Source organism: Paenibacillus sp. OK003, from assembly GCF_900109515.1.
Lineage (GTDB): Bacteria > Bacillota > Bacilli > Paenibacillales > Paenibacillaceae > Paenibacillus > Paenibacillus marchantiae.
Window position 1 is genome coordinate 476,601 of the sequence record NZ_FOBD01000003.1, and the last position, 24,601, is coordinate 501,201.

The following is a 24,601-nucleotide window of genomic DNA, read 5'->3' on the forward strand; positions in this document are numbered from 1 at the left end:
CCAAGCAGCATCCTTCGTTCAACAATTGGACGAAGGATGCCTCATTATTGTAGAGAAGAGAGTTTTCGCTTGAGACTAACCGCCTACCTGCTCAAACAAGAAAGACCAACAACATTTTTGTTGTTGGTCTTCCCTGTATTTTCTCTCCGTTCATCTTGCCTCATCACCGAAAACTATGGTGAGTCGCCTAGACACGACCCCAAAACAGCTGTTTTCTTACTGTTCTTTATACACACGTACATAATCCACTTGCATGGTTGCCGGGATATCGGACGCGTTCGGAGTACGGCCACCGTCGAAGTTTCCGCCGACTGCCAAGTTCATAATGAGATAGAACGGCTCATCGAAAGGTGCGTTCGGATTGTTCGGTGCAGCTGTGGAATACCACTGCTGGTTAGTGACTTTATAGAAAAACTTGCCGTCGACATACCATTTAATGTTATCCTCTTCCCAGACTACCGAGTATACATGATAATCATTGGCAAAAGTTTGCCCTTCTGGGAAGTGATAATCGCCACCTGAAGACTGGTTCACCGGCCATTGTCCGCCAAAGTGTACGGTACCGCTTACAGATCCTGGTAGACGTCCTCTCGCTTCCATGACATCGATTTCACCTGATGCAGCCCATGTGCCGTATACAGAATCTTTTGGAAGCATCCACAGTGCTGGCCAAACGCCATCCCCTGTAGGAAGCTTGGCACGAAAATCTACTCTGCCGTACTTTAAGGAAAGTTTATCCTTGGTGTTAATCTTACCTGAAGAATACTGTGCATACCGATTCGGATCCTGCGGAAAAGATTTGCTATCGTTCATAGCCTTGATATTCAACTTTCCGTCCTGTACAAATACATTTTGGGTGCTGTTTGTGTAGTGCTGCAGTTCTGCATTTCCCCATCCCCAGGTAGCCGGATCGTTATTGAGATAATAGCCTGTTTCATAGTTCCATTTACTTGTATCCAGCGTAGTTCCGTTAAATTCATCCTGCCAGATAAGATTCATGCCTGCGATAGCCGGGTCGGTTGGTGTTCCGATTGCGATATCCTCTTGATCGGATACATCCGGACGCGGAGCATTTGGATTGCCGATGAAGGTATAGTTGACGAAGTTGTTACCAATATTTCCACCCGCCTGTCCGTTCAGCGGATACCCGATACGAATCTGCATATTTTCCTGGATTGGCTGGAACCAAAGACCATAGATATAATCGGCCCAGTATCCCCACTGGTTGGCATCAGACATATTGTTGTAGCCATTAGCGGAGTATGCAAACTTGCTCTGACTGGAGTTACTCAACTCCACCCATTGCCCATTGATGTTAATCTGGTATACAAAGTTGCCCAGTTCCTTGGCGATTGGCGCACCCCCATCAATTTTGGGAAGTGGAATTCCAATGGAACCATTCGCATCTGCTGTGAAGGTTGTTCCTTCGTATGGCGTAATGACATATGAATTTCTTGTAGGTTCATTAAACGTAATGGTATAAACAAGGTTAGCTGAAGAAGTCTTTGATTCCAATTTGACGTTGATCGACTCCGTTACGTTAAACCAGTACCCTCCACCACCGTCGGTGAATTGGCCGAAGTTATGATCATAAATCCAGCCGCTAGCTGCATTATTGTCAATATCAATCCATGTGCTGCTGTTTACAGGTTTTACATACACCTTCAAATCATCTGCTACGGCTTCATAGGTTACCGCAGAATCATTGTTGAACGTTGGATATGTAAAGCCTGCACCGCCTGTGAAACTTGCTGTAATTTGCGGCCCTTGTGTTGGATTCATGGCTGTGATGGTTGTTTTGTTAATGTTTTGGAATACAAGTTGATATTCAAGCTTAACACCATTTGCTTTGGAGTACAGTTGAATTTCGGTTGTTGCGGAAAGGGTGAACCAATAACCATTGAAACCGCCATCGCTCCAGTGCCCCCAGTTTTGGTTATAGATATAACCTCCGGCTTGATCAATATCAACCCAGTTGTTACCCACTTTCACATTAACACCCACGTCACTGTAAACATCATTCCAGGTAGCGGAGCCCCCATTGAACTTAGGCATAACAAATCCGTAGCTGGCTTTGCCAACGCCGGATTTTGAAATAACAGGTCCATCTGCTGGTGAGAAGTACTCCATTGAGGTAACGGTCGTTCCAGCTGCTTGCACTTTCGATGCTGGCAGCACGCCAACACTAGCCAGCATCACAACCGCTAGGAACAAGCCAAGTACCTTTTTCATAACCCGTTTCTCCGTAAAGTGAGATGGTTTCATAATTGCCCTCCTTTGATAGGATCATAGTTTCTCCCAATCTATGCGCATAAAGGTAATCGCTTACATCGAGGAATATCTTTATTCTATCGAATGGCATAATCCGCTGAAAGGTACAATTATTTTTGTTGTATCCCATTTTTTTGGGTTTTGATTCAATTTATAGATGGGTACTGTGGTATTGCACTTCACGTTCTCCCTTTTGGCGCATCATTTGTCGATACTCTGTGGGTTGGATATGCATCGCAAGGCGGAACGCCCGCGTAAAGCTTTTATAGTTTTCATAACCAACCATAGCAGCAACTTCAACAATCTTATGATCGGTTTCGGCTAGGAGACGCCGTGCTTTATCCATACGTACATCTCTCAGGTATTCGGCAAAACCTTTGCCAATGTTCTTCTTGAATAGATTTGAGAAATAGGCGTAATTAAGCGACACATGATTGGATACCATCGCGAGGTCCAGCGGCTTATGATAGCTCTCGTGTATAAAACGGATGGCTTCATTTAAATCCTGAGAATTGCGATAACTGTGCTTATATTCAAAATAGAACTGATTCAGTCGAAGCAGCTGCTGTTGCAGCGCTTGAATATAATCCCGCATCCCCGGATAATCAAAGAGATTACGCAAAGATTCAAGATCCAGCGCTTCTTCACCCATGTAGGGGCGAATTACTCGTTCGTATTCCTCCATCATCTGCACTGTGGCACCGCAGAGCTGTTGGGTATAGCGAATATGATAGCGTTGCAGCACATTTTTATGAAATATTGCGGACACGCCCTGAGCAATTTTACCACTATCGTCAGTCCCAACAGACTGGAACAGTTCATAAAGCTCTTCATAAGGAAGTTGCCACTGCTGCTCCATATGCTCAATAGCTGCTGGCAGGATGATATATTGATCTGGAAACAGATAACTATGGTGGAATAACTCATGTACTTGTGTATAACTTCCGGGCAACGTCTTCAATCCTTGCTGCGGGTCAGTCATAACGGTTATGGCATCGATCATTCCTTCCTTGAGTGCCGCTGGCAAAGCATCCGGATCTATCGCTGCATCCACTGCAAGGATCAGATACGGGCTATGTTGCAGGCAAACGCAACCTTGTCTGCCGAACACATCATAAGCAACAGCTTCCATGCTATGGACGCTGCTGGAACCCGGCTGGTTGATCCAACATTTCTCTCGCAGCAAACATAAGCGATAATGGTGCCAAAGCGAAGGATTTTGTTCCTGGATTTGGAGGATCCAGGCCTCATCGTTTAACGCTCCCTGCATAAACATTCGTAATTCTTTACGATCTGTCTCTCGGGCGAGACGGGAGACATGCTGCATGTTGTGCGTAAGCGTCTGCCGTGTCTGGATTTCTTGCCATACATGCTCTAGTGAGGTTTGCAGATCCTCTCGCTTCAGAGGTTTTAACAAGTATCCCTTTGCCCCTAGTTCGATAGCTTTTTGAGCATATGTAAAATCACTATAACCGCTAATAATGAGGTATTCCACCTCGATGCGCTCCTCTTTGGTCTTTGCCATCAGTGCAAGTCCGTCCATGTCCGGCATCCTAATATCAGTAATAACGATGTGAACGTTATGCTGGCGCAAAAGGATTAGCGCCTCCATCCCACTTGCGGCAGAGTATATGTTGTTCAGCTCCAGAGGAAATTGATGCAGCATCGCCTGCAGACCGTCACGTATGTGCTTTTGATCGTCCACAACCAGAATATTGATCACTCCTACCACCCTCCAAGATTACCATTTTCCCAAGGCAAATGTATCGTTACACAGGTATAAGCGCCCTGAACACTATCAATCCAAAGACCATAATCCTCGCCATAATGAAGCTGCAGCCGCTTATTCACATTTTCCAAACCAAGTCCATTCTTGCTGGTAACCATCGGCGAATCCGAGTCTCCCCGCAGTGCCGCTTGCAGTCGAACTAACATCTCCGGGTCTAACCCCTCTCCATCATCTTGTATCTTAATAAGCAAGCGTTCATTCTCCACTGAAACGGTGATCTGAATACACACACTCCCGCCTGATGGTGCAGCGTGATGCACTGCATTTTCAACGATAGGCTGCATGCACATTTTAGGAATCGCATAGCGGAGCACCTCCTGCGGTAGATCTGCATTCAATATGAAGCTGCCGCCTTCCATTAAATTAAAAAATTGAAAGTAACTTTGAATGTTGGCAAGTTCCTCGCGAAGCGCAACCGTATCGCTGCGCCACTGCATGCTGTAGCGAAGTTGCGAACCTAATGATACCAAGGAATTCGCAATAGCAGGTTGTCGTTGAACCTCCGCGAGCATTCGAATAGATTCCAGTGCGTTATATAAAAAATGAGAGTTGATCTGCGAATGCAGTGAATGCAGCTGTGCGTTTTTGGCGATCAATTGTTTATCCACGACCTGTGTCATCAGACGTTTAACCTCATGTAACATTTTGTTGTAGCTCACAGCCACCTCATCGATCTCATCCCCTCTTTCGTTCTCATCTAGGCCGGTATCAATCGTTGCATCCAGTTCTCCTTTTCGTACCTGACGCATTGAAGCCAGTACGCTGTCCAGCCGTCGGAAAATGCGCCGAGTTGTATGTGATACGAGCAGCATGATGAGCAGCAGAACACATAATGTAATCGTTACCACAAATGCATACCAGCTGCGTGGCCCCTTCATCAATGCCTGATGGGAGGCGATATCGACCACATAAGTGTTTAGCGGAGCGATATAGCGGTACAGTGCATAGTAGCTCTGATCACCTACCTTAATCTTAACGGGACTTTCCTGTGGCAGTACATCCAGCTGGCGATGAATACCGCCAAGGATTTCGTCCAGTCCTTCTCCGGCTTTTCGAGAAAACTCATGCTGGGGATTATAGACATATTGGGGAGGATCGCTTTCGTTCATCAAAACAGAAAAGAAGTCTCCCTTGCTCTCCTGGAGAAGGTCGCTGAAAAACATACGGTGTGGAACGCGAATTTCCATAATACTAGGCCGTTTTTTCTCTTGACCCTGAAGGCGAACCAGCCGGTAGTAAGATAGCGTATGTTCACCATCCTTAAAAGAAAATAAGCGGTAAGCCGCACCACCTTCATCCCGAAGCTTTGCCCAGTAATCCTGCGGCCAAAATTTCTGATAATGATAGATTTCAGGCCAGATTTCATACAAGTTCGGGTTATCCACGTAAAAGCTGAGCTCACTGATCATCGCATTACTTTGAATGATGTTTTGCATTTGCTCAAATTGGTTTTGCTTAAACTTCACCAGTCGTAGTCCATCCACAAGCATATTGGAATGAATAAAATCCACAAATGACTTTTGAGTGAGCGCCGTGTTGGAAGCGTTCTCAATGATGTCCATTCTGCTGCGCAGTTGTTCATTTAGCCATGAAACGTGGCTGTTGCCCGCTGACATAGCGTCCTTGTATAGCTGGGTTTCCTGCATGCGAATATATAAAAAGGATACTAAAATAACGGGTATGGCAATCATCACGCTAAACGCCAGAAACAGCTTTTGGGATATACGGGCATTGCGGTAAAGTTTCCTCAATCTAGTCAGTAGGTAATTCATTCTGAAATCCTCACCACCTTCGTTATACCATATATTACAAGTTAGCTCATAGAGAGCGAGGATGTTAGGGAATGATTATTCAGCCATCTTGGCTTTTCTCGCTTCCAGCTCGGTCTGACGGTATTCCATTACCTGATTAAAACCGTAATTCACACGACGGGCCAAGAAATTTTCGAAAATTTTATCAAAAGCAGCTTCATCTTTGGCAGTAATCAATTCAGGCAGCACTTCTTCCCAATTCTGAGAAATACGCGACCAAGATAAAGCTATATCGGAATCTCCTAAAGGATCTATTCCCTTATAGATGCCGCTGTCCATATCCGCCTGTTTGTTCGCGAACTCCTCCATTTGCTTAACGGATGGCGCCTTTTCTGGTCTCCACTGGTTAACGAAGGCAGGGTTGCGCAGCATCCAGTAGGTATCCATGATACCGTATTCCTTTTCCAGACGCTCCCTATCTGTGTCAAGCAATTGGACCATTTCCGCCGTCAACTGCGGTTTGCCATCCCTCATCGCCCATGTTTCGCCTTCTTTACCCAGAAATACATCCCTTTGGCCTTCTTCACTCGCTAAATAGCTCAAAAATCGGATGGCTCGTTCAGGACTCTTGGTGGATTTGCTAATCATCGTAACCATCCAACCGTCCATGTTACCAGGGAACAATCTGGCGGAATCACCGTGACTGTTTTGCGGGCCATCCACAGCGATGTAGTATGAGTTTGGATATGCACCTGCCGCCAAGATCGGATTGATAGCCGCCATGCCAGTCCACTCGCGAATCATCATAAAATAACGGGAATTACTGGTTTTTTCCTCTACCTGAGCATTCGAATCTACCAGAAAATCCACATTAATCAGGCCACGCTCATAAGCTGTACGGAAGGTTTTCAACCAGGTGATATAGTCTGGGTCGGTCATACGGTCGTTAAATTTCCCGTCCTTTTCATGCGGAATAGCCAGCAGGTTTTGCAGGTACTCGGTCATCCCATAAGAGACATTCCCCTGAGCAAAGAAGGGACTAATGAGCTGACCTTTATACACAGAATACTGATCTTTTAACAATTGCAATGCGTTCAGAAAGCCTTCCGGAGTGCTCAAATCGGGTCTACCCATAGCCTCATAGAGATCCTTTCTTACCAAAAAGGTTTGGTTCGCAGCCGTCAAACCGGTTGTCTGCATTAGGGTGGGGCTGTATGAATCATTTGGAATGCCATATGTATTGCCGTTTTCCTGACGATACCACTTCAGTGTACCGTCCCCCGCGACCTTGAAAAAGTAGGGATCATATTGCTCCGCCAGTTCATTTAAGGCATACACCTGATCCCCTTCCCACAACTTATTAATCGCACTTTCCCACGAGCCTATTGTCATCAAATCAGGCAGCTTGCCGGAAGTCATCATGAGCGCAATTTGTTCGCTTGCTTCACCCGATGGCACTTCGAATTTGATGTTAACACCTGTTTTCTCTGTTACAATTTTGGAGGTCATGCTCTCACCCCATGTGTGCCCATACCAGTTCGCACCTACAAACCAGGTCAAATCCACAGGCGTGGTATCAAGCTTCCATGCGGGTTCATCGGGGTTCGACTTGTATTCAATCGGCTGTTGTTTAGGATGAACGGGCTGTGGGAGTGATGGATTTTCACTTTGCTCTGATTGGGAACACGCGGCCAAAACCAGCATTAAGATTATGGTCCCATAGATGACCATGCTGTGCTTAATGGAACCGGGTTTCATTCCATATCCTCCTTTCTTGACTACGGTTGTGAATTAACCTTTGCATTAATCATCTTATAACCGATTTTACTATCCTTGGATCGAAATGGAAATGCCGCTGACTACCTAAATATGGGTTTAGATAAGTTCTAACTCAGGCACGGCTATTTAAAGAGGTTTAAATAAAACAAAGGCAGCTGATTACTCAGCTGCCTTTGTTTTATTGCCTTCGGGAGAATCTTCCCGTTAGATTATAAATCTCACTCGTAAGCGCCGATATTCACAGCAGCTCCCTGGACTCTCGGTTTCCCCTCAATATCCAGTGTTCCGATAATTGCATTGTCCGTGTTCCCGGCATCAATCGCTGGAGATGAAGATTGAAGATGGAAATCGTATCCTGTAGCATTCACAAATTTGGGATCAATGAACAAGGAATGCGCGTCATTGCCAGTTCCCGTTTTATAAGCGGAGAATCCTGTATAATCTTTATTTTTCCAAGTCCAGCTGGCTCCATTGCTTCCGGCAGGGGCAAAATAAAGATTATAATCCACAACGTTTCCGGAATTTTTGGTGTATTCATTGTAAATCAATACATCTGTAGAGCTGGCTACGAAGATGTTGTTCTTAATTACGTTATTTTGTGTGTCGTATTGAACGTAAAGCTGGCCGCTGCCATCGCCAAGCGTGTCATTTTTGTATACGGTATTGTTAACGATCTTACAGTTTACGGTGGAGCCGCGTTTGGTATCATACCCGCCCATGGCGATGCCAGTGAGTCGGTTGTTGTAGACTGCGTTGCTGCGAACAGTAATATTGCTGGTAGATTTACCGGCATGCTCGGACGCAATCTCGATACCGATATCATTGTTGTAGCTGTAGTTCTGTTCAATAATACTGTCCTTGCCACCATCGACATAAATGCCATCGGCCGCATTACTGTTATTCGGAAGTGACTTCCCATACGAAGGATTATTGTTGGAAGTGATATTGTAGACTCTGTTGCCCTTCACGAGTCCGTTCCGTACCTGATCGTAAGTCGTATTCGGCGCTTTACCCTCATATCCGATGAGATCAATGCCGATGTTGTCGTTATCGTGGATGACATTATTCGTCACCGAGAAGGTGTCCACGTTACCGTTGAGAACCAGGGATTCGCTGGAGCCGAGCACAAGATTATACAGTTCATTACCATTAATCGTAATATCGTGAATGGATTCCGGTGCCTTTGTTCCATATACGGCGATCCCATGTGCATCACGGCCAAGCAGATCACTGCCGGTTGGGGTGGCCGTGTTCTTGATATCATGGACTTTGTTGCCCGACAAATTGATGAAGCTGCCTGATCCGTGAACATAAATGCCTACGGGCATGACGTCCTTGGTAACTGTAGTATAATTGCGAATTTCAAATCCCTGAATAGTAACGTAATTCACATCGGTCAGGTCAATCAACCCTTCAATCCCGCTAACCGAAAGTCCTGTGCCGTCAATAATCGGAGTCTCCGTGCCATCGTTAGTAAATACAATCGGCCCCTGTGAAGCGGAGCCTGAGCGGGTGATCTTCAGCTTCTGGTTATACACACCGCCACGAACATGCACTGTACTGCCTGCAGGAACAGCATCCGCTGCGTGCTGGAGCGTCTTCCATGGCGCGCTGCTCGTTCCTGCACTGGAGTCATTTCCGTTTGTCGCTACGTAGTAATCCGTACCTGCAGCAGCAGCAGATGAGGACCATTCGATGCCTGAAACCAGTCCTATCCCTACCGCCATACTTAATCCCACCAGCAATGTTTTACCGAATTTCAACATATTCTCAACTCCCTTTGATCCATTTGGTTGTGTTAGATTAAAATCAGGATTTATTGTTCATGCTCAGCCTGCAAAAGAAGAACAGCCTCCATTGTCGGCAAACTCCCTGTGCCACCAATGCCAAGTGTGGACAATGCTCCACATGCATTGGCAAATCGCAGCAGTTCATCACTTCGCATCCCAAGCAAGTATCCATATATGATGCCTGCGTTGAAACAGTCTCCTGCCCCTGTCGTATCGACGGGTGTCAAAGTGTAAGATCCGGCCGATATTCTACTTTCGTCCAGTTGACGTAGTGTAGCACCTTTTGACCCTTGTTTGACCGCTACAATTCCTGCCACACCAGGAAGCATGGAATCAAGCACATGGCTTACCCCAGCGGCAGGGAAAATGTGCAGCAGTTCATCCTCGCTGGGAATAAACAAATCAGTTACCGTCAGTAGTGCACTTATGCCCTCGCGGTCCCATTGATTGGATACATCCCAACCGGTATCAAAAGACGTGCTGATTCCATCTGCCCGCAATCTTGTAAAGAGCTCTCTCCAATGAGGTCTCATTCCATCCTGCAAATAATAGGAACCAAAATGAAGATGTGCGGCCTGCTGTAGCAGGGACTCCGGGATATAATCCGGTGTTAACAATGGGATACTGCCAGCGTAAGTTAACAACCCGCGGTCATCGGGTGTGGAGAGCGACAGAGTTACACCTGTCTTGATGCCAGACAATCGGGTAACATGCTCTGTATTTACGCCCATACGCTGCAGCTCAGCTATACAGAATTTTCCGAAATCGTCATCTCCCACTACGCTAACGAATCTCACATCCGCTCCCAGGCTTGCCAGCGCACAGGCCGTAATTGCTGAAGAGGAACCAAGTACAATCTCGAAGCCATCAACCATTTTCTCCCGATTCCATTCCGGCATGACATCCGTTCCCGATACAATGACGTCTACATTTAGCTCGCCAGCAATGACAACAACGGGACTTGTTTGTTGTCTCTGCATCATTTCAATACCGGAACAAATCCCTGTTCCGCCTCATACAGTTCATCGAACATACTTCCGATCTCCTCCAGGGAGCATACAGCAGCAGTTAGTGGATCGAGCATCAGTGCATGGCGAGCCATTTCCCTGTCACTCCTCCGTACAGCTTCTACAGCCAGATCAAAAAAAGCCATGTTCGAGCGGCACAATGCGGCCAAATGCTCGGGCAGTCTTCCAAAGCGACAAGGCTGAATGCCTTTCCCATCAACGAGACAGGCCACTTCCACCACACCATCAGCCTGCAGATTTTCAATCAATCCCCGGTTAGGAACGTTACCATAAATGACCTTCGGCTCATTCTTCAATACTGCTTCGATAATAATGGCTGCATATTCATTACTGGATTTCAGCTCAAGCGGTGCCGTTCCCTCAAGCTGTGAAACGATCTGCTCATCATTCTCTCTCCGCCAGATCGGCCAGTTGTCAGCGTAGAATCCCGTAGCTCCGTTATAACCTGAGTTGCAGTGCTGGTCGATAAGCGATTGGCGTTTGCGGTAATACGGGATATATTCCGAGAAATGGCCGCTGGATTTCATAGATTTGCAGTGACAGCACTCGTGTTTCGTTGAAGGGTCCGCCCTTATACCATCTTCTTGACGTTCGGCACGGCCCGATGGTCACCGTGGGTTCGGATACTTTAGTGATTGCTGCCTTGTCGGACAGCGGTATTGAGCATCAACGCAATCTGTTGAGGGATATTAAGGAGCGTGGAGCCACCATTATTACATTTGCCGATCGGGCGATGGGCATCCCGCAGGAGTTCATCGACCTTGAAATCACAACTAGTCATCCGCTTAATACAGCGGTACGGGGTATTCCTTTCATTTTCATCTCGCAAATCGCTGCTTTGGCTAATGCCGAACGCCATGGTATTAACCCGGATCAACCTGAGGGACTGGTGGCTTGGGTCAAGCTGTAAAAAGAAAGATTAGTTCTTTCGATCCGCTTGGACGGTTGGAAAAGGGGAATTTCAGAGGGAGATCCAAAGACTTCTATTCAGCGGAATAGAAGTCTTTTACTTGAATGTCAAAAATCAATTTTATACGTCCTGTGAGATAATTAGGCAAACATTTGATATGAATGATATAACGCTAGAAGTATGATTGGGTACATAATAAACCTATAAGAAGGAGGGCTTTAACATGGAAAATGTAATACTTAACAATGGTGTGGAGATGCCCATTATGGGTTTTGGTGTTTATCAAATTGCAGATCAAAATGAATGCGAACAAAGCGTTTACGATGCCATTATGGCAGGATATCGCCTGATTGATACAGCTGCCTCATATCTGAACGAAGAAGCCGTTGGTCGAGCCATTAAACGAAGTGGTGTCCCAAGAGAAGAATTATTTATTACTACAAAGCTTTGGGTTCAGGATACGGGATATGAAAACACTAAAAAAGCATTTCAAAAATCTCTGGATCGATTGCAATTGGATGTGTTGGATCTGTATTTAATTCATCAGCCTTTTGGCGATGTGTACGGCTCTTGGCGCGCTATGGAGGAATTGTATCGTGAAGGTAAGGTCCGTGCTATTGGAGTTAGCAACTTCCAGATGGATCGTCTGATCGATTTAATCATTCATAATGAGGTCGTTCCTGCGGTAAATCAGGTTGAAACACACCCTTTCAATCAACAAATCGAAAGTGCTGCTTTTATGAAAGAGAATCATGTTCAGATTCAATCCTGGGCGCCTTTTGCCGAAGGAAGAAATGATCTGTTCCAGAATAATGTATTGCTATCCATTGCGAAAAAGGTGAATAAATCTGTTGCTCAGGTCGTTTTACGCTGGTTGACACAAAGAGAAGTCGTTGTCATTCCGAAGTCTGTTCGTAAAGAGAGAATTGTTGAGAACTTCAATATCTTTGACTTTGAATTAAGCCAAAATGATATGGAATCAATTACTGCATTAGATACGAAGAAAAGTCTATTCTTTTCTCATAACGACCCAGAAATGGTGAAGTGGCTTGGTACACGTAAACTTGAAATCTAACCCTTTCTATCGATAAAAAAGTCGCCATTTCTGGCGACTTTTTGTGTTCATGCCCTATTGAACAGTTTACTACAACCCAATAAACATATTTCTGCTGAATGGTCCCCAATTTCCACCAGTGAATCCGGATCTCCCCTCCAAATTGACAAAGCATGGAAGCAAAATATAAAGTACTCCCATAGTCGCGTTAACGTTGAAGGTTATAACAAATCTCGTTTTGGAATTATTAATAGGAGCGATCATCCCCCGATCAGCGCGAATCGAATTATCTTTCGTAATGGCTTCTCCCATTCCTACACTGGCTATATCCGATGGACTAGCCATGTTACTTCTTATCCAATAGTTCGATATGTTGGTTGCTGATGCTAAATCCGCTGGCTGATCATACGTCACTACAATCTGATTGGATGCAACTTGTCTAACCTCCACAACTACAGGATGAGGAGTCATCGCTTCACTTTCTCTCCCGCCCACATTCTCGATCCAATAAGGATGTGTTGTATTCGAATGATGATTAATTGACATTAGATTAATTACCTCCATGATTGACTTCAATAGTCATTTGTCCTGAGATAATGTATGTAGGTGAATGACCAATGGTGTCTTACAAAAGCACCCCGGATCACAGGCCATAACTTCAAAGCAGGCTTCCAGAAAACGTAATCCTTTGAATTGCGTATGTTATGTTCATAGCCTTCAAACGGTACTTGTTCCCAATTGGCAAAGGGCAATTTCCAATCCAAAGCCTTATTCTCGCCTACTCTAATCGAATCCTGTGAATATGCGCCAATGAGAGACTCTACATCTATTGCGTTTCCCCATACAATACGTTTATCCTGTGCATGAGAAGGAAATACAAGCATTTCAAAAAAAAGAGATGCCCTGGCTAATCTACATTAGCGTGGGCATCTCTATATGTTCAACGACCTACTTTGCAGCATATGAGGCCGTCTTAAACGATTTGGCTACTTTACAACGTTTCGACTATTCTCCGCGCACAACACGTAAACCCTGATCCGGACCAAAACCATTTGCATCGAATTTGCCTCGAAAAGCGATCTCGTTATTGTTAACACCGCCGATCCAGCCCCCGCCTTTTACAACCCGAAATGAAGAAATTTGGCTCTCAGCATCGCTGTACCAGTCCCAGCACCATTCTCGTACATTGCCAGACATATCGTAGATTCCAAGCTCGTTGGGCTTTTGGGTACCAATCGATTTGGTTTTGGTTTTGTTGCTCTCTATGGCAGGCCAGTTCCAGTCTCCAGTTAAGATTTTGTCCCCGGCGTTCTTCCAATACCATGCGACTTCATCGGCGTTGTTGCTGCCGCTGTATGTGTAATTCTTGCTCTCCTGACCTCCGCTTGCGGCATATTCCCATTCCGCTTCTGTAGGCAGTCGGTAACCGTTAGTTCCCTCATTAATGGTCACTGTCCATTTTATATTATCGTTATCATTCTTATTATTCAGGTCTTGCGTATCCTTATCGATGTTGTAATACGGCTTCAAGCCCTCTTTTATACTTCTCTGATTGCAATACTCTACCGCGTCATACCAACTCACCATTTCTACTGGTAATTGATCTCCTTTGAAGCCGGAGGGGTTATTTCCCATAACATCTTCCCACTCTTTTTGACTTACCTCATATTTCCCGATATAAAAGTTCTGAAAGGTCACACCTTTTCCAGCGTAATATGACTTGCTGCTCTTAAACGTCCCGCCTTCCACGAATACAAGATTATCCTCTTTTTTAGGTTGATCCTGCTGCGAACAAGCGCTGGTCACTACCGTTATTGCTATTAAAAAAAGCATTAATAGCTTTCTCATTGAATAATCTCCTTTAAGCTAATGGGAAAATAATTGGCTCTGATACATGTCATTCGTATCCGGCAACGTCAAAGACCGTTTGTCTGACTGAAACGGCCTTCAACATATCCGGACTAATGGTAAAACTGAGGAAAAGCATTGAGCCTGTCCCTAATGTATAAGAAACTGTTTTACTTTGACAAAATAGCTTGCCACGGATTGTTTACCACACGGTTACGTTGGAGCTTCCACTGCTCTGATATCCTTCTGTCGCAAATACTTGATAAGACCAGCTGCTTCCCAGATTCATTCCTTTACTAGCCCAGGCGTTCACATGGTTGCTGAACGTAATAGCAGAGTTAACTCCAGTCGCTCTCTTGGACTGTCTTACACTCCAGTACTGAGCGAACGTTTGAGTGCCATCAATGGATGGAGCATTATAGCGCATCGTTGTATAAATGTCATACGTGCCGCCATCACTGTTCACAGTCCCTTTATACGTTCCAGTTGGTCGATATGTTCCCCAGTTATCTACAACGTAATATTCGATAAGTGCATTTCTCGTCCATCCATAGAGGGTCAAATATCCATTCCCGGATGGTGCCCATAACCCCGCATTATAATTAACTGTTCGGTTAGGAGATCCGACAGTCCAGCCTTTGCCAGTAACAAAGTTTCCAACATTCTGCCATGTTACACTATAATTACCGCCCGAACCATTCACGGCATTTACTGTGCCGCCGCCATCCGTCCAATTTTGCCAATAATCTGTCGCACTTGAGGTTGCCGCAAAGACCCCAAAACTCATGGAAGCTGCCAAAACGACCGTCAACATTTTTTTACCAAATTTTAACATATTATACCTCCCAATATGATTGTATTTGTCCGATCTTCTACTTTCGTCTGTCTCATTCTCGGTTGAAGTTCTCTTAACAATTGACACTTTTTTTCCTTTAACCTCCTTTCTGACTAAATTATAGAATGATAGCGGTTACATAAAAACCTGACAAACTATAGATTAATCTCTAATAAGTTTAGATTTATGTCTGCTTTCCTTCTAAAAATCGACTTGTACCTACAAGAAAACAAATATGTAAAAAGCCGCCCAGAAGGGCGGCTGAGAAAATAAATGCTATGCTTAGAAATTATCTAATACCTTTCAACCTCTACTACGTAATCTGTACCCTCAACCCACATATAATAGCGTGTTTTATCTTTATATATGCGTACTTTCGGATACAACGAATAGGATTGAAGGCTAAAAAAATTTGGCTCAACTTGCTTCCATACTTCACCATTTAAGAGTTGATAACTATTCCTTATACTGTATCCATTAAAATATTCGATCTCAGTATCAACATAATCAGTCACATTGTTTTGGAGATAATCTAAATAAGTAATAAGAGGGTCCAATCTATTTATTTCTTCATTTAGCTGTGAGAATGGAACCTTTATATCTATGAATCCCTCTGACAATTCTGCAACTTGAGAGGGATAAAATCGAACAATTATACCATTATCGTAGTAATAAAATGGTGTGGAAGAGTTTATTGGAATATCATATATACTCTTCTCATAAATTGTAATTCCCTTATTATACTTGAGCTGAAGGTTATGAGATAAAATAGACACAAGATTGGCCTTTTTTTGATCAGAATCTACTACATCGTATAATGTAATTCGGTCACCTGTTGCAAGATCAAAATTATAAATAATGGATACATATGTTCCTATATTATCATCGCTGTAATTGAGTCCATCTGTGTAAGCTACAGATAATATTTTATTATTATTGTAGTTAGTTTTCACGCTCGTTTTGTACCAAGCTACACTATTATTCTGTTGGAGTGCCTTATTGCCATTAGCTACTTCTACTGTATGTTCCTTTAAAGTATCATTTATTTTTTTTATAACTATTGCATTTCCACCACTAATTTGAACATACGGTTGACCTTTATAGGTATGTACAGCGGTTTTAACTGCTGTTGAAGCTTCCGTTGAATTTGATGAGAATAATACGTAACTCGTTAAGAATAATAGTGTTGCCAAGAATAATTTCTTCAATATGAACTTGCACCTCCAACATTTCTATACCATCTGTGTATTTACTCAATAATAAAAGTTTACCATTTTGAATTCAGTTTTTTGCTCAAATATTGTAGCTGTGCAAGCTAAATGATCTCCCCTTACCCGTTTCTACCCCGTATCTTTTTACGGACTTGATTCGTTTACAGAGAGATACTTTATTTATAAATTTCATTCTACGGAGGACTTATTATGGAAATTTCAAAGGGAGTCGAAATGCTCCATCTGGACTATCATGGGAATGTGATCCACCCCATTCTTTTAAAGGATCATGAAATGACTATTCTAATAGACACTGGTTTTCCAGGTCAATTTGAGGATTTACGTGTGGCAATGGAGAAGGCTGGCGTTTCAATAGACCAATTAAATGCAGTTATGTTGACCCATCAGGATGTCGATCATATAGGGAATCTACCGGAGATTTTACAGACGTGTGGCAAAGCTATTAATGTATATGCACACGAGTTGGATAAGCCGTACATCCAAGGGGAACTGCCTCTGATAAAAGATGGTCACCTGGAGAATCCCCCGAAGGGCACCGTAAACCATACTTTAATAGATGGTCAGGAACTGCCGTTTTGCGGCGGGATTCGCGTTATTCACACGCCTGGGCATACACCCGGTCATATCAGTCTTTATTTGAAGGAAAGTAAAACGCTCATTGCCGGGGACTCCATGTACAGTGTAGTCGGTATGCTTGGGGGAATTCACGCCCCGACTACACCGGATATGAATGCAGCAAAGCTCTCGTTGAAAAAGTATGCTGATTTTGACATTACATCTGTCGTTTGTTACCACGGAGGATTGAGTAATGTAAATGTGAAAGATCAGATAGCAGCACTCAACCAAGATTAAATTTCCAATATACTTTGGAGAGTATTAATCGGCTATTTAAAACCGGACTGCTCATTTTGCTGTCAGTATAAATCATAAAGACGATTCTTCAGGTGCTCGCCACCCGTGGAACGTCTTTTTTTGTTGAAGAGAATAAGTACATCATTGGACATTTTTGTTGCAAACCCATAATTGTTCGTATACAATAAAACAAATTAGTTGTTCTATAAATATAGAACAATAAAGACGAGGAGAAATTGGAGCTATGAACTACAAAGTGGAAGTTGATTTCGCGCCCATTTATGAATGTGTAAGCAGCCTGACGGTTTTCATGAGCAAACAGAATCATAATGCTCTGGATGCTGGAAAACTATGGGTCAGAGAAGTACAAGATCGGTTCGCACCTGCCAAACTGCAACAAATGCGGGAGACGATGAAACTTGTAGGCGATTTTAGCCTTGCACCTTATATTTGGAGTTGTCCTGGAGAGCGCTCAGTGAGTGGTTTTTTGGATTGGCTTGAAGACCTAACCACAGGCCAGCTATATGACATCGCTGCTAACGTGAAGTTGTCCGTTCCCTCCAATCTCCCGGAACTGCGCAGTCGGACATCCGAAGCACTGCGTGAATGGGATGCCCACTATTTCAGTCAAATCGATTCGGCGATTATCGAAGGCCTTGCCTTAGAAGCTGAAACCAGACGGTCCAGTCTAAACGGAACCAATGATCTTGAGGTCTACGAGGAGGCAACGGAAGGTATGCGTCTATACCCTACCCCTCTGCTCAAACAAGTGATTCTAATCCCTCAATATCATGCTCGTCCCTTTGTCACCTCAGCCATGTTTGATGAAGTGATTTTCACCAGTTACTCTGCCGATATTCTCCCACCAGCAACGGGCCGGCCTGAACATCGGTTGTTGCGTCTAACACGAGCATTGTCCGACGAGACCAGATTATACATCCTCCGCCTGTTGGCCGGAAAGCAGTTAACATTCACTGAGATCGTTAGCGAGGTTAAACTTTCTAAAAGTACGGTTCACTACCATCTGATTTCATTAAGGGCAGCGGGGCTTGTCATCGTGCATTATAACCAGAAAACGACCTCTTACAGCTTGCGTTTAGAAGCTCTCAACAAGCTTTCGGAACAGATTTCAGCTTATATTGAAGAAGGATGATCATGCCCTTTAACCTACGCACACGGAGGAACACTCATGCTTAAGCGCAGTTATTATGGTTTACTAGCGACTGTCACTCTGAGTTCATTTGGTGACGTATTTGGTCTTCTGGCTATGGAATGGCTTGTCTATGAAATAACTGCATCTAAGATGGCCATGGGTGCGATGGCACTAAGCTTTAGCATTCCAGAAGTGGCCATTCGGTTGCTCGGCTCGCCGTTAGCCGATCGGTTACACCGAGGGCGGTTCATGGCAGTGCTTGCTTCTGTTAGGTTGCTTGCTCTCTTATTACCGCTGAGTCTGGGACTCGCAGGCGACTTGCAATTATGGCATCTTTTTCTGGCCGCAGGACTAAGCGGGGCATGTTCTGCCCTATTCATGCCCACCGCAATGGCCATTATTCCCGGAGTATCAGATGAACACAAACTGGTGCGTTCATTCGCGGTGATCGACGGCTGCCGTAATGCAGCTGCTTTGTTGGGCCCAGCCTTAGCCGGAGCTCTTACTGCCGTAGCTGGGGCATTGCCAACGCTGGGCATCAACGCCGTTTGTTACACCGCCGCCATTGTCACGTTGCTCTATCTGCCCGCAATGCAGAAGCCAGTAGCAGCTAAGTCCTCCTTGTCAATTAAGGCTTATTTCAGAGATATCCATGAAGGTTTCTCCTTTTATCGTAGTTTTCCGGCCATGCTTTCGATTATGGGAATGGTTTCGATCAGCAACATGTCTTCTGTAGCGATCTGGACGATGATGATTCCTTTTGTTCGTGAAGTGTTAAATCGGGATGCCGCTGCTATGGGTACACTCACCACGGCTTCAGCATGTGGCACATTAATAGGACTTTTGGTCATCTCGTGGATGGGCGAAATTAAAAGACGACGGACAGTTATGCTGTGCAGCCTAGCCGCCATCGGGCTTTTTAACGCCTTACTGGGCCTATTCCCGAGTTATCCGTTTGCGCTCGTTGCCTTATGTGCCGCTGGTGCAGCAGGACCTTTCTTTGGTTCTCTCAGTTCAGCTTTGCATGGTACACTTGTCCCTGGAGCTCTTCAAGGCCGAGTCAACTCCATACGGTTCCTCATTGGTGGCGGACTACAGCCTGTAGGTGCTTTTGCAGGTGCAGCGGTTGCAGAACTCTATGGTCTGCCTTTCTTATTCTTGTCTTTGGGTCTGCTCCCCTTGCTTTGTTCGGTCGCCGCATCTTTCCTTCCCAACCTGAAGAATTTAGATGGTGATTTATCTACTTTACGGAATAGAACACAATTAAGTTCGTATAACAAGGATATTAAAACATTATAAGAATATCATTCTTATAAAATAGATGAATCTCTCGATTAGTCGTGTGAATCCGTTCTAGCTAACTTGTAAATTACAAATCGGATACACACCCCATAAAAAAAGAACGACAATCCCTTTCAAGGTTTTGTCATTCCTCATTCAATTGAATTCTCCATTGCACCTTGCCCCGCTACAACAGTTCGAACTGAAGCTGAGGTTCAGTTATCTCAGCTTTCCCTTCGGGCTGTTCAGTGCCATATCCCAATTCCAGAACCGCAGCAATGCGCTCGTTGCCCAGCACGCCAAACGTTTCAGCACGACTCCGGTCGTACATCCAGTCATGCAACGTACTGCGCACACCCAGGCCCTGTTCATGGGCAAGCAAACGGAAATTTTGGATCAGACAGCAGACGGCTGCAAAGTCCTCTTCCCGTTTATGATGATCCGCCTCTTCCTTCACCAGGACAAGAAGATAGGCTGGAGCGTACTCCTGCAATCCCTGCATGAGTTTCCCATTACGGTTATCGGCAAAAATAAATCGCCACGGCTCACGGAGTCCATCATTTGGCGCCCAGACGGCGTGATTGAGCAATTCGAGAATTAGCTCCTGCGACACCGGTCGATCCAAAAAATCTTTTGGACTGTGTATGCCCCCTTGCAGATCGGACAATTCCATATTTACATCCTCCCCTTCTACGTAGTCTGACCCTGAAATACAGTCCACTTTTGCTCAGCTGGTGTTCTTTTCCGGCTTCTTGGCGCTTTGTCGTAGTATCCCATATGAAGAATGCCAACAAATCTTTCATCCTCACGCAGTCCAATTCCTTTGAAAAATCCTTCATGCTGAATCATGGACTCTGTATCCCACAGCATTCCTAACCCTTGTTCCCATCCCAGCAGTTGGAAGCTCTGCATCATCCCGCAGGCAGCCGCATAATTGCGGTCATTGGTCAGACGATCCGGTCCTACAGTCGACATAACAATGACATGAGCAGGAATATCGGTAAACCTCTTTTTAAACACATCCAGCAGTTTTCCCGGAATCAACTTGCCGAGTTTGCTCTGCGACATCTCTTCCAGCATGCAGTCCACCAACCGTTTGCGTGCTTCGGGAGTTCCGGCATAAACAACACGCCATGAGCCAGCTTCAACAGATGGTTGAAGCCGTGTAGCCTTGTGCAGCAATTCAACAACCAACTCCTGTTCCACCGGTGTAGAATTACATTTACGAATACTTCTCCGTTCCCTGATCAATTCTGCCAGACTCAAGTGTTTCACTCTCCTTCAGTTTATCTGGATTCCATATCCATGCTGCTGTCTTGAAGAAATCGATGTATTATTTTCAGCTCCGGTTCCGAATATTTGTCCAAAGAACGATAGAACCGTTCAGCCTCAAGTACATGTAAACGTTCATGTAGTTCAAAGATCTTTTTGCCTTGCGGTGACAACCGGAAATAGCTCTCCTTTTTGTTGTCATTCATTTTCGTACGTTTGACGAATCCTTCCTCCAGCAGTTTGTTGCCGATCTTGGTAATACTCGCTTTGGACAAATTCATCGCCTCGGCAATACCTGTGTTGTTAATAGGCTCATGCTTGCCAATGCAATCTATCATATGAACCGCGGTCAAATGCTGCGGGATTTTCTCGATGCTTTCCCGCTGGGCGATACTTAGAAAATGTTCAATTTCAGTATCCTTGTGATTCTCATATACATGTAAAAACCGGATAAATTGGTCATACAGTAACTGTTTTGTTCGATCGTTTGAATCCATTCTTCAATCGCTCCTTATTTACTTGTAAACAATAAAAAAACCTTAAATGATTAAACTAATCCAGGAATTCAATACAAAATAGTTTACCGGTTAACAATATATCACAACTGATAACCGTTATCAACTATATGACTAAGATGGTGGCTACCCGGAAAACTAATACCGTATACAAATCAAAGTGAAATCCATTAACTATTGAACAATTTTGCTTTTTCAAGTACTATCAATCTAAACAATTTAAACGATCATATGTAACTGGCGAACACGGTGAACCGTGAGGGAGCATATGGTTTAGTAATAAGCCGTACGCCTGGGCAGAGGTAAGGAATATTTATTTCCTTGCCTCTTTTTTATGTTGAAAGGGCGATGTGAAAATGAGTACTGACAAACTGATCTTGAATGGACAAACGGTAGCGGATTTTATGAAGGAAGACATGGCCTCGAAGGTTGCCATTCTGAAGGAAAAAGGCATTCAGCCTTGTCTCGCTACAATTCTCGTCGGAGATGATCCTTCTTCAGAGACTTATGTGCGTATGAAAGGAAATGCTTGTGCTCGCTTAGGCGTGCAATCCATTAAGGTCGTTCTTTCTGCGGATACCACCACGGACGAATTGATTCAAGAAATTAACAAGCTAAATGATGACCCTTCCGTACACGGTATTTTGCTTCAGCACCCTGTTCCGAATCATATCGATGAAAGAGCAGCTTTTGACGCCATTAGTATCGAGAAAGACGTTGACGGTGTAACGACCCTCGGTTTTGCACTTAATGCTTTTGGAGAAGCCGAATTCCCTTCCTGTACACCACAGGCTATTATGCGTATTCTGGATTTCTACAATATTCAGATCGAGGGCAAACATGCAGTTGTCATCGGAAGAAGTCCAATTCTGGGCAAACCTGTCTCAGCCATGCTGCTCAACCGGAATGCAACGGTGACGACTTGCCACTCTAAAACCGTGAATCTGGAAGAAATCGTGAAGCTTGGTGATATCATTATTGCAGCCGTGGGCAAACCGCTCTTTGTTAAAGGGGACTGGATTAAACCAGGTGCTGTCGTTATTGACGCAGGTTATAACAAAGGCAATGTCGGAGATGTAGACTACGAAGCTTGCTTTGTTCCTTCTTCAGCAATTACACCTGTACCAGGCGGGGTTGGTCCAGTAACGATTGCGACGCTCATCGAACATACGATTAAATCTGCCTACAAGTTGTCTGAAAATGCATAATTGAATTAGCGCAAAAACCAGGTCCCTCCAGTGATGAGGGGCCTGGTTTGTCTTTGATTAAGCTCGAATTGAAAATAAGAAAATATATATCGCTTTTTTTCTCTTTTTACAAACAGACCATATCTATATTATTATGAACAAGGCTTAGGAAGGAGATAAGCATAACTTGAAACCTTTAGTACAGCTCCTGCATTTCGGTTATCATCAGGCGATGAGTTGCATTTTTCCTGTGGCGATCTTTGGAACGTTGGCCCTTTCTAGCGTAATTCAGATACCCTTTCTTTATCGCTATGATGCCATTCTGCTTGTTTTACTAGCAGTACAATACCTTATGTACCGGAGTGGATTGGAAACACGTGATGAAATCAAAGTCATATGTATATTTCACGTGATTGGATTAGTACTGGAGATGTATAAGGTATGGATGGGATCCTGGTCATACCCTGAGCCTGGTTATACCAAGCTTTTTGGTGTCCCCCTCTATAGCGGATTTATGTATGCAAGTGTAGCAAGCTTTATGTGTCAAATATGGCGCAGATTGCGTATGGACATGACGGGTTGGCCTGGGTTTGCATCTTCGGTTCTGTTAGGAGGAGCCATCTATATCAACTTTTTCACACATCATTTTATTCCCGATTTTCGTTGGTGGTTGACCGCTCTGGTATTTATTGTTTTTCGTAAAACATGGATTATCTATCGGGTACGATTAACTACCTATCGAATGCCGTTAACGCTCGCTTTTGTCATCGTAGGTTTTTTCATCTGGACTGCTGAAAATATAGCTACATTTTTTAACGGCTGGAAATACCCTGACCAGCATGACTCCTGGCAACTGGTCAGTTTTAGCAAGATAAGTTCGTGGTTCCTTTTGGTGATTATTAGTGTCATCATTGTATCCCAACTGAAATATGTCAAAGCTAATCGAAAATAATGAGTAGGAGGATACAATGGAAGACTTTATTTTGTGGTTGAAATATGTGTTATTAGGTATCGTACAAGGGGCTACAGAGCCTATTCCGGTTTCTTCAAGCGGACATTTGATTATCGTTCAACGACTGCTTGGCATGCAGCAGAACGGATTATCCTTTGAAATTTTGACAAACACAGCCTCACTGATTGCCATTATGTTTATTTTTCGGGAAGATATCAAAAAACTTATTGTAGGAGGCTGGCGATTTCTAGTCTCTCGCAATGCGGAGTACAGAGCAGATTTTATGTTTTGTCTATACATAATCATTGGTACCCTGCCTGCTGCGATCGGGGCTGTGCTATTCAAGGATAAAATTGAAGAAATATTCACTTCTGTCTATACGGTTGCGATTAGTTTACTGATCACAGGGGTTGCGCTGTGGCTTATTCGAAACCTTCGCGGGCGCAAAAGAGATGGGGATTTGTCTGCGAAAGACGCAGTACTGGTGGGTCTGGCTCAAGCAGTGGCTCTTATTCCGGGAATAAGCCGCTCTGGTGCAACAGTCATTGCATCTATTGCTGTCGGGATGAAACAAGAAACGGCGTTGAAATTTTCCTTTATGCTCTACATTCCGATTAGCATCGGCGGCGTAATACTAGGTGCTTCTGACATTGTAACCGATCCGCACCGCGCGCAGTTGGCTATCCCTTACATTTTAGCGTTCTTTACGACCCTTATCGTAACCTACTTTTCAATGAGATGGTTCATGGGAATTATGGCAAGAGGGAACTTGATTTACTTCTCGTACTATTGCTTTGTAGTCGGAATTCTTTTACTTATTTTTTTGTAAACCGGAATTTTCCTTGTAACGTATAAGGGAACAACCCCCTCAACAGTAAAATGTACCCTATAAGATAGACACTTTAAAAAAGGTCATCTTGTAGGGTATTTTTGTGTACAATGAATAAAAAAACGAGCGGTGGTCAAGCAGATGTCAAAAAAATACTTTACAACTCAAGAGCAAGATAAGTTAAGAAGAAATCCCTATGTGAAAAATGTCAGCGCTAAAGCTATTACGTACACGGATGCGTTTAAAGAACGATTTATTCAAGAATACAGTCAG

At 44.2% G+C, this 24,601-nt stretch carries 23 protein-coding genes and 1 riboswitch; of the genes, 9 read left to right on the forward strand and 14 right to left on the reverse strand.

All coding sequences use genetic code 11. From position 1 onward, the window contains the following. Nucleotides 1-216 precede the first annotated feature (216 nt). The 7 genes from BMW94_RS06905 to BMW94_RS06935 form a co-directional block, all read right to left on the reverse strand. A complete protein-coding gene (locus tag BMW94_RS06905; protein ID WP_254790141.1) occupies nucleotides 217-2,265 on the reverse strand; it encodes a glycoside hydrolase family 16 protein in 2,049 nt (682 codons plus the stop codon). Nucleotides 2,266-2,422: 157 nt separating this feature from the next. Next, entirely contained in the window at nucleotides 2,423-3,994 is a 1,572-nt protein-coding gene (locus tag BMW94_RS06910) for a response regulator (RefSeq protein ID WP_175480604.1), read from the reverse strand. A 2-nt stretch (nucleotides 3,995-3,996) separates the two neighbouring features. Next, nucleotides 3,997-5,832: a sensor histidine kinase gene (locus tag BMW94_RS06915; RefSeq protein ID WP_090996189.1), complete on the reverse strand. Its 1,836-nt coding sequence runs from the start codon at nucleotides 5,830-5,832 to the stop codon at nucleotides 3,997-3,999. A gap of 75 nt (nucleotides 5,833-5,907) precedes the next feature. Further along, nucleotides 5,908-7,569: an extracellular solute-binding protein gene (locus tag BMW94_RS06920; protein ID WP_090996192.1), complete on the reverse strand. Its 1,662-nt coding sequence runs from the start codon at nucleotides 7,567-7,569 to the stop codon at nucleotides 5,908-5,910. A 239-nt stretch (nucleotides 7,570-7,808) separates the two neighbouring features. Then, nucleotides 7,809-9,356: a right-handed parallel beta-helix repeat-containing protein gene (locus BMW94_RS06925; protein ID WP_090996195.1), complete on the reverse strand. Its 1,548-nt coding sequence runs from the start codon at nucleotides 9,354-9,356 to the stop codon at nucleotides 7,809-7,811. Between the two features lie 50 nt (nucleotides 9,357-9,406). Next, nucleotides 9,407-10,360: a carbohydrate kinase family protein gene (locus BMW94_RS06930; protein WP_170867791.1), complete on the reverse strand. Its 954-nt coding sequence runs from the start codon at nucleotides 10,358-10,360 to the stop codon at nucleotides 9,407-9,409. Next, nucleotides 10,360-10,935, reverse strand: coding sequence for a family 4 glycosyl hydrolase (locus BMW94_RS06935; protein ID WP_254790142.1), 576 nt, complete (start codon nucleotides 10,933-10,935; stop codon nucleotides 10,360-10,362). The genes BMW94_RS06930 and BMW94_RS06935 overlap by 1 nt, the downstream gene beginning before the upstream one ends. 77 nt (nucleotides 10,936-11,012) lie before the next feature. Here BMW94_RS06935 and BMW94_RS06940 point away from each other — a divergent pair, with 77 nt between their 5' ends. Continuing rightward, on the forward strand, nucleotides 11,013-11,318 hold the full coding sequence (locus BMW94_RS06940) for a phosphoheptose isomerase family protein (protein WP_175480605.1): 306 nt from the start codon (nucleotides 11,013-11,015) through the stop codon (nucleotides 11,316-11,318). A gap of 223 nt (nucleotides 11,319-11,541) precedes the next feature. Next, nucleotides 11,542-12,393, forward strand: a complete 852-nt coding sequence (locus BMW94_RS06945) for an aldo/keto reductase (protein ID WP_090996201.1) — start codon at nucleotides 11,542-11,544, stop codon at nucleotides 12,391-12,393. 69 nt (nucleotides 12,394-12,462) lie between these two features. Here BMW94_RS06945 and BMW94_RS06950 read toward each other — a convergent pair whose 3' ends face one another. The 4 genes from BMW94_RS06950 to BMW94_RS06970 form a co-directional block, all read right to left on the reverse strand. Then, complete coding sequence (locus tag BMW94_RS06950; RefSeq protein WP_368086896.1) at nucleotides 12,463-12,918, reverse strand: hypothetical protein; 456 nt, start codon at nucleotides 12,916-12,918, stop codon at nucleotides 12,463-12,465. A 459-nt stretch (nucleotides 12,919-13,377) separates the two neighbouring features. After that, complete coding sequence (locus BMW94_RS06960) at nucleotides 13,378-14,220, reverse strand: formylglycine-generating enzyme family protein (protein ID WP_090996206.1); 843 nt, start codon at nucleotides 14,218-14,220, stop codon at nucleotides 13,378-13,380. A gap of 202 nt (nucleotides 14,221-14,422) precedes the next feature. Further along, a complete protein-coding gene (locus BMW94_RS06965; protein WP_090996209.1) occupies nucleotides 14,423-15,055 on the reverse strand; it encodes a glycoside hydrolase family 11 protein in 633 nt (210 codons plus the stop codon). A 293-nt stretch (nucleotides 15,056-15,348) separates the two neighbouring features. Then, nucleotides 15,349-16,263, reverse strand: a complete 915-nt coding sequence (locus tag BMW94_RS06970) for a hypothetical protein (protein ID WP_090996212.1) — start codon at nucleotides 16,261-16,263, stop codon at nucleotides 15,349-15,351. 213 nt (nucleotides 16,264-16,476) lie between these two features. Between BMW94_RS06970 and BMW94_RS06975 the strand changes: the two genes are divergently transcribed. The 3 genes from BMW94_RS06975 (at nucleotide 16,477) to BMW94_RS06985 (ending at nucleotide 19,591) form a co-directional block, all read left to right on the forward strand. Next, nucleotides 16,477-17,139, forward strand: coding sequence for an MBL fold metallo-hydrolase (locus BMW94_RS06975; protein WP_090996215.1), 663 nt, complete (start codon nucleotides 16,477-16,479; stop codon nucleotides 17,137-17,139). Nucleotides 17,140-17,383: 244 nt separating this feature from the next. Further along, nucleotides 17,384-18,292 (forward strand): ArsR/SmtB family transcription factor, encoded by a 909-nt coding sequence (locus BMW94_RS06980; protein WP_090996218.1) that lies wholly within the window; start codon nucleotides 17,384-17,386, stop codon nucleotides 18,290-18,292. Nucleotides 18,293-18,328: 36 nt separating this feature from the next. Further along, on the forward strand, nucleotides 18,329-19,591 hold the full coding sequence (locus BMW94_RS06985) for an MFS transporter (RefSeq protein ID WP_090996221.1): 1,263 nt from the start codon (nucleotides 18,329-18,331) through the stop codon (nucleotides 19,589-19,591). A 169-nt stretch (nucleotides 19,592-19,760) separates the two neighbouring features. Here the strand turns inward: BMW94_RS06985 and BMW94_RS06990 are convergent, their stop codons facing one another. Genes BMW94_RS06990 through BMW94_RS07000 form a run of 3 tightly spaced genes read right to left on the reverse strand, consistent with a single transcriptional unit; the run spans nucleotide 19,761 to nucleotide 21,342 of the window. Beyond that, nucleotides 19,761-20,246 carry a nitroreductase family protein gene (locus tag BMW94_RS06990; RefSeq protein ID WP_090996226.1) on the reverse strand — a complete coding sequence of 162 codons (486 nt, stop codon included), beginning with the start codon at nucleotides 20,244-20,246 and terminating at the stop codon, nucleotides 19,761-19,763. Nucleotides 20,247-20,263: 17 nt separating this feature from the next. After that, nucleotides 20,264-20,839, reverse strand: coding sequence for a nitroreductase family protein (locus tag BMW94_RS06995; RefSeq protein ID WP_090996230.1), 576 nt, complete (start codon nucleotides 20,837-20,839; stop codon nucleotides 20,264-20,266). A 20-nt stretch (nucleotides 20,840-20,859) separates the two neighbouring features. Next, a complete protein-coding gene (locus BMW94_RS07000; protein WP_090996233.1) occupies nucleotides 20,860-21,342 on the reverse strand; it encodes a MarR family transcriptional regulator in 483 nt (160 codons plus the stop codon). A gap of 241 nt (nucleotides 21,343-21,583) precedes the next feature. Beyond that, nucleotides 21,584-21,665, forward strand: a riboswitch (ZMP/ZTP riboswitch). Between the two features lie 51 nt (nucleotides 21,666-21,716). On the opposite strand from BMW94_RS07000, the gene BMW94_RS07005 reads away from it, so the two are divergent. The 4 genes from BMW94_RS07005 to BMW94_RS31250 form a co-directional block, all read left to right on the forward strand. Beyond that, nucleotides 21,717-22,568: a bifunctional 5,10-methylenetetrahydrofolate dehydrogenase/5,10-methenyltetrahydrofolate cyclohydrolase gene (locus tag BMW94_RS07005; protein WP_090996236.1), complete on the forward strand. Its 852-nt coding sequence runs from the start codon at nucleotides 21,717-21,719 to the stop codon at nucleotides 22,566-22,568. A gap of 166 nt (nucleotides 22,569-22,734) precedes the next feature. After that, a complete protein-coding gene (locus BMW94_RS07010; protein ID WP_090996239.1) occupies nucleotides 22,735-23,499 on the forward strand; it encodes a DUF817 domain-containing protein in 765 nt (254 codons plus the stop codon). 16 nt (nucleotides 23,500-23,515) lie between these two features. Next, nucleotides 23,516-24,328, forward strand: coding sequence for an undecaprenyl-diphosphate phosphatase (locus BMW94_RS07015; RefSeq protein ID WP_090996242.1), 813 nt, complete (start codon nucleotides 23,516-23,518; stop codon nucleotides 24,326-24,328). A gap of 141 nt (nucleotides 24,329-24,469) precedes the next feature. Continuing rightward, on the forward strand, nucleotides 24,470-24,601 hold a 132-nt coding region (locus BMW94_RS31250), incomplete at its 3' end, for an HTH domain-containing protein (protein ID WP_368086900.1).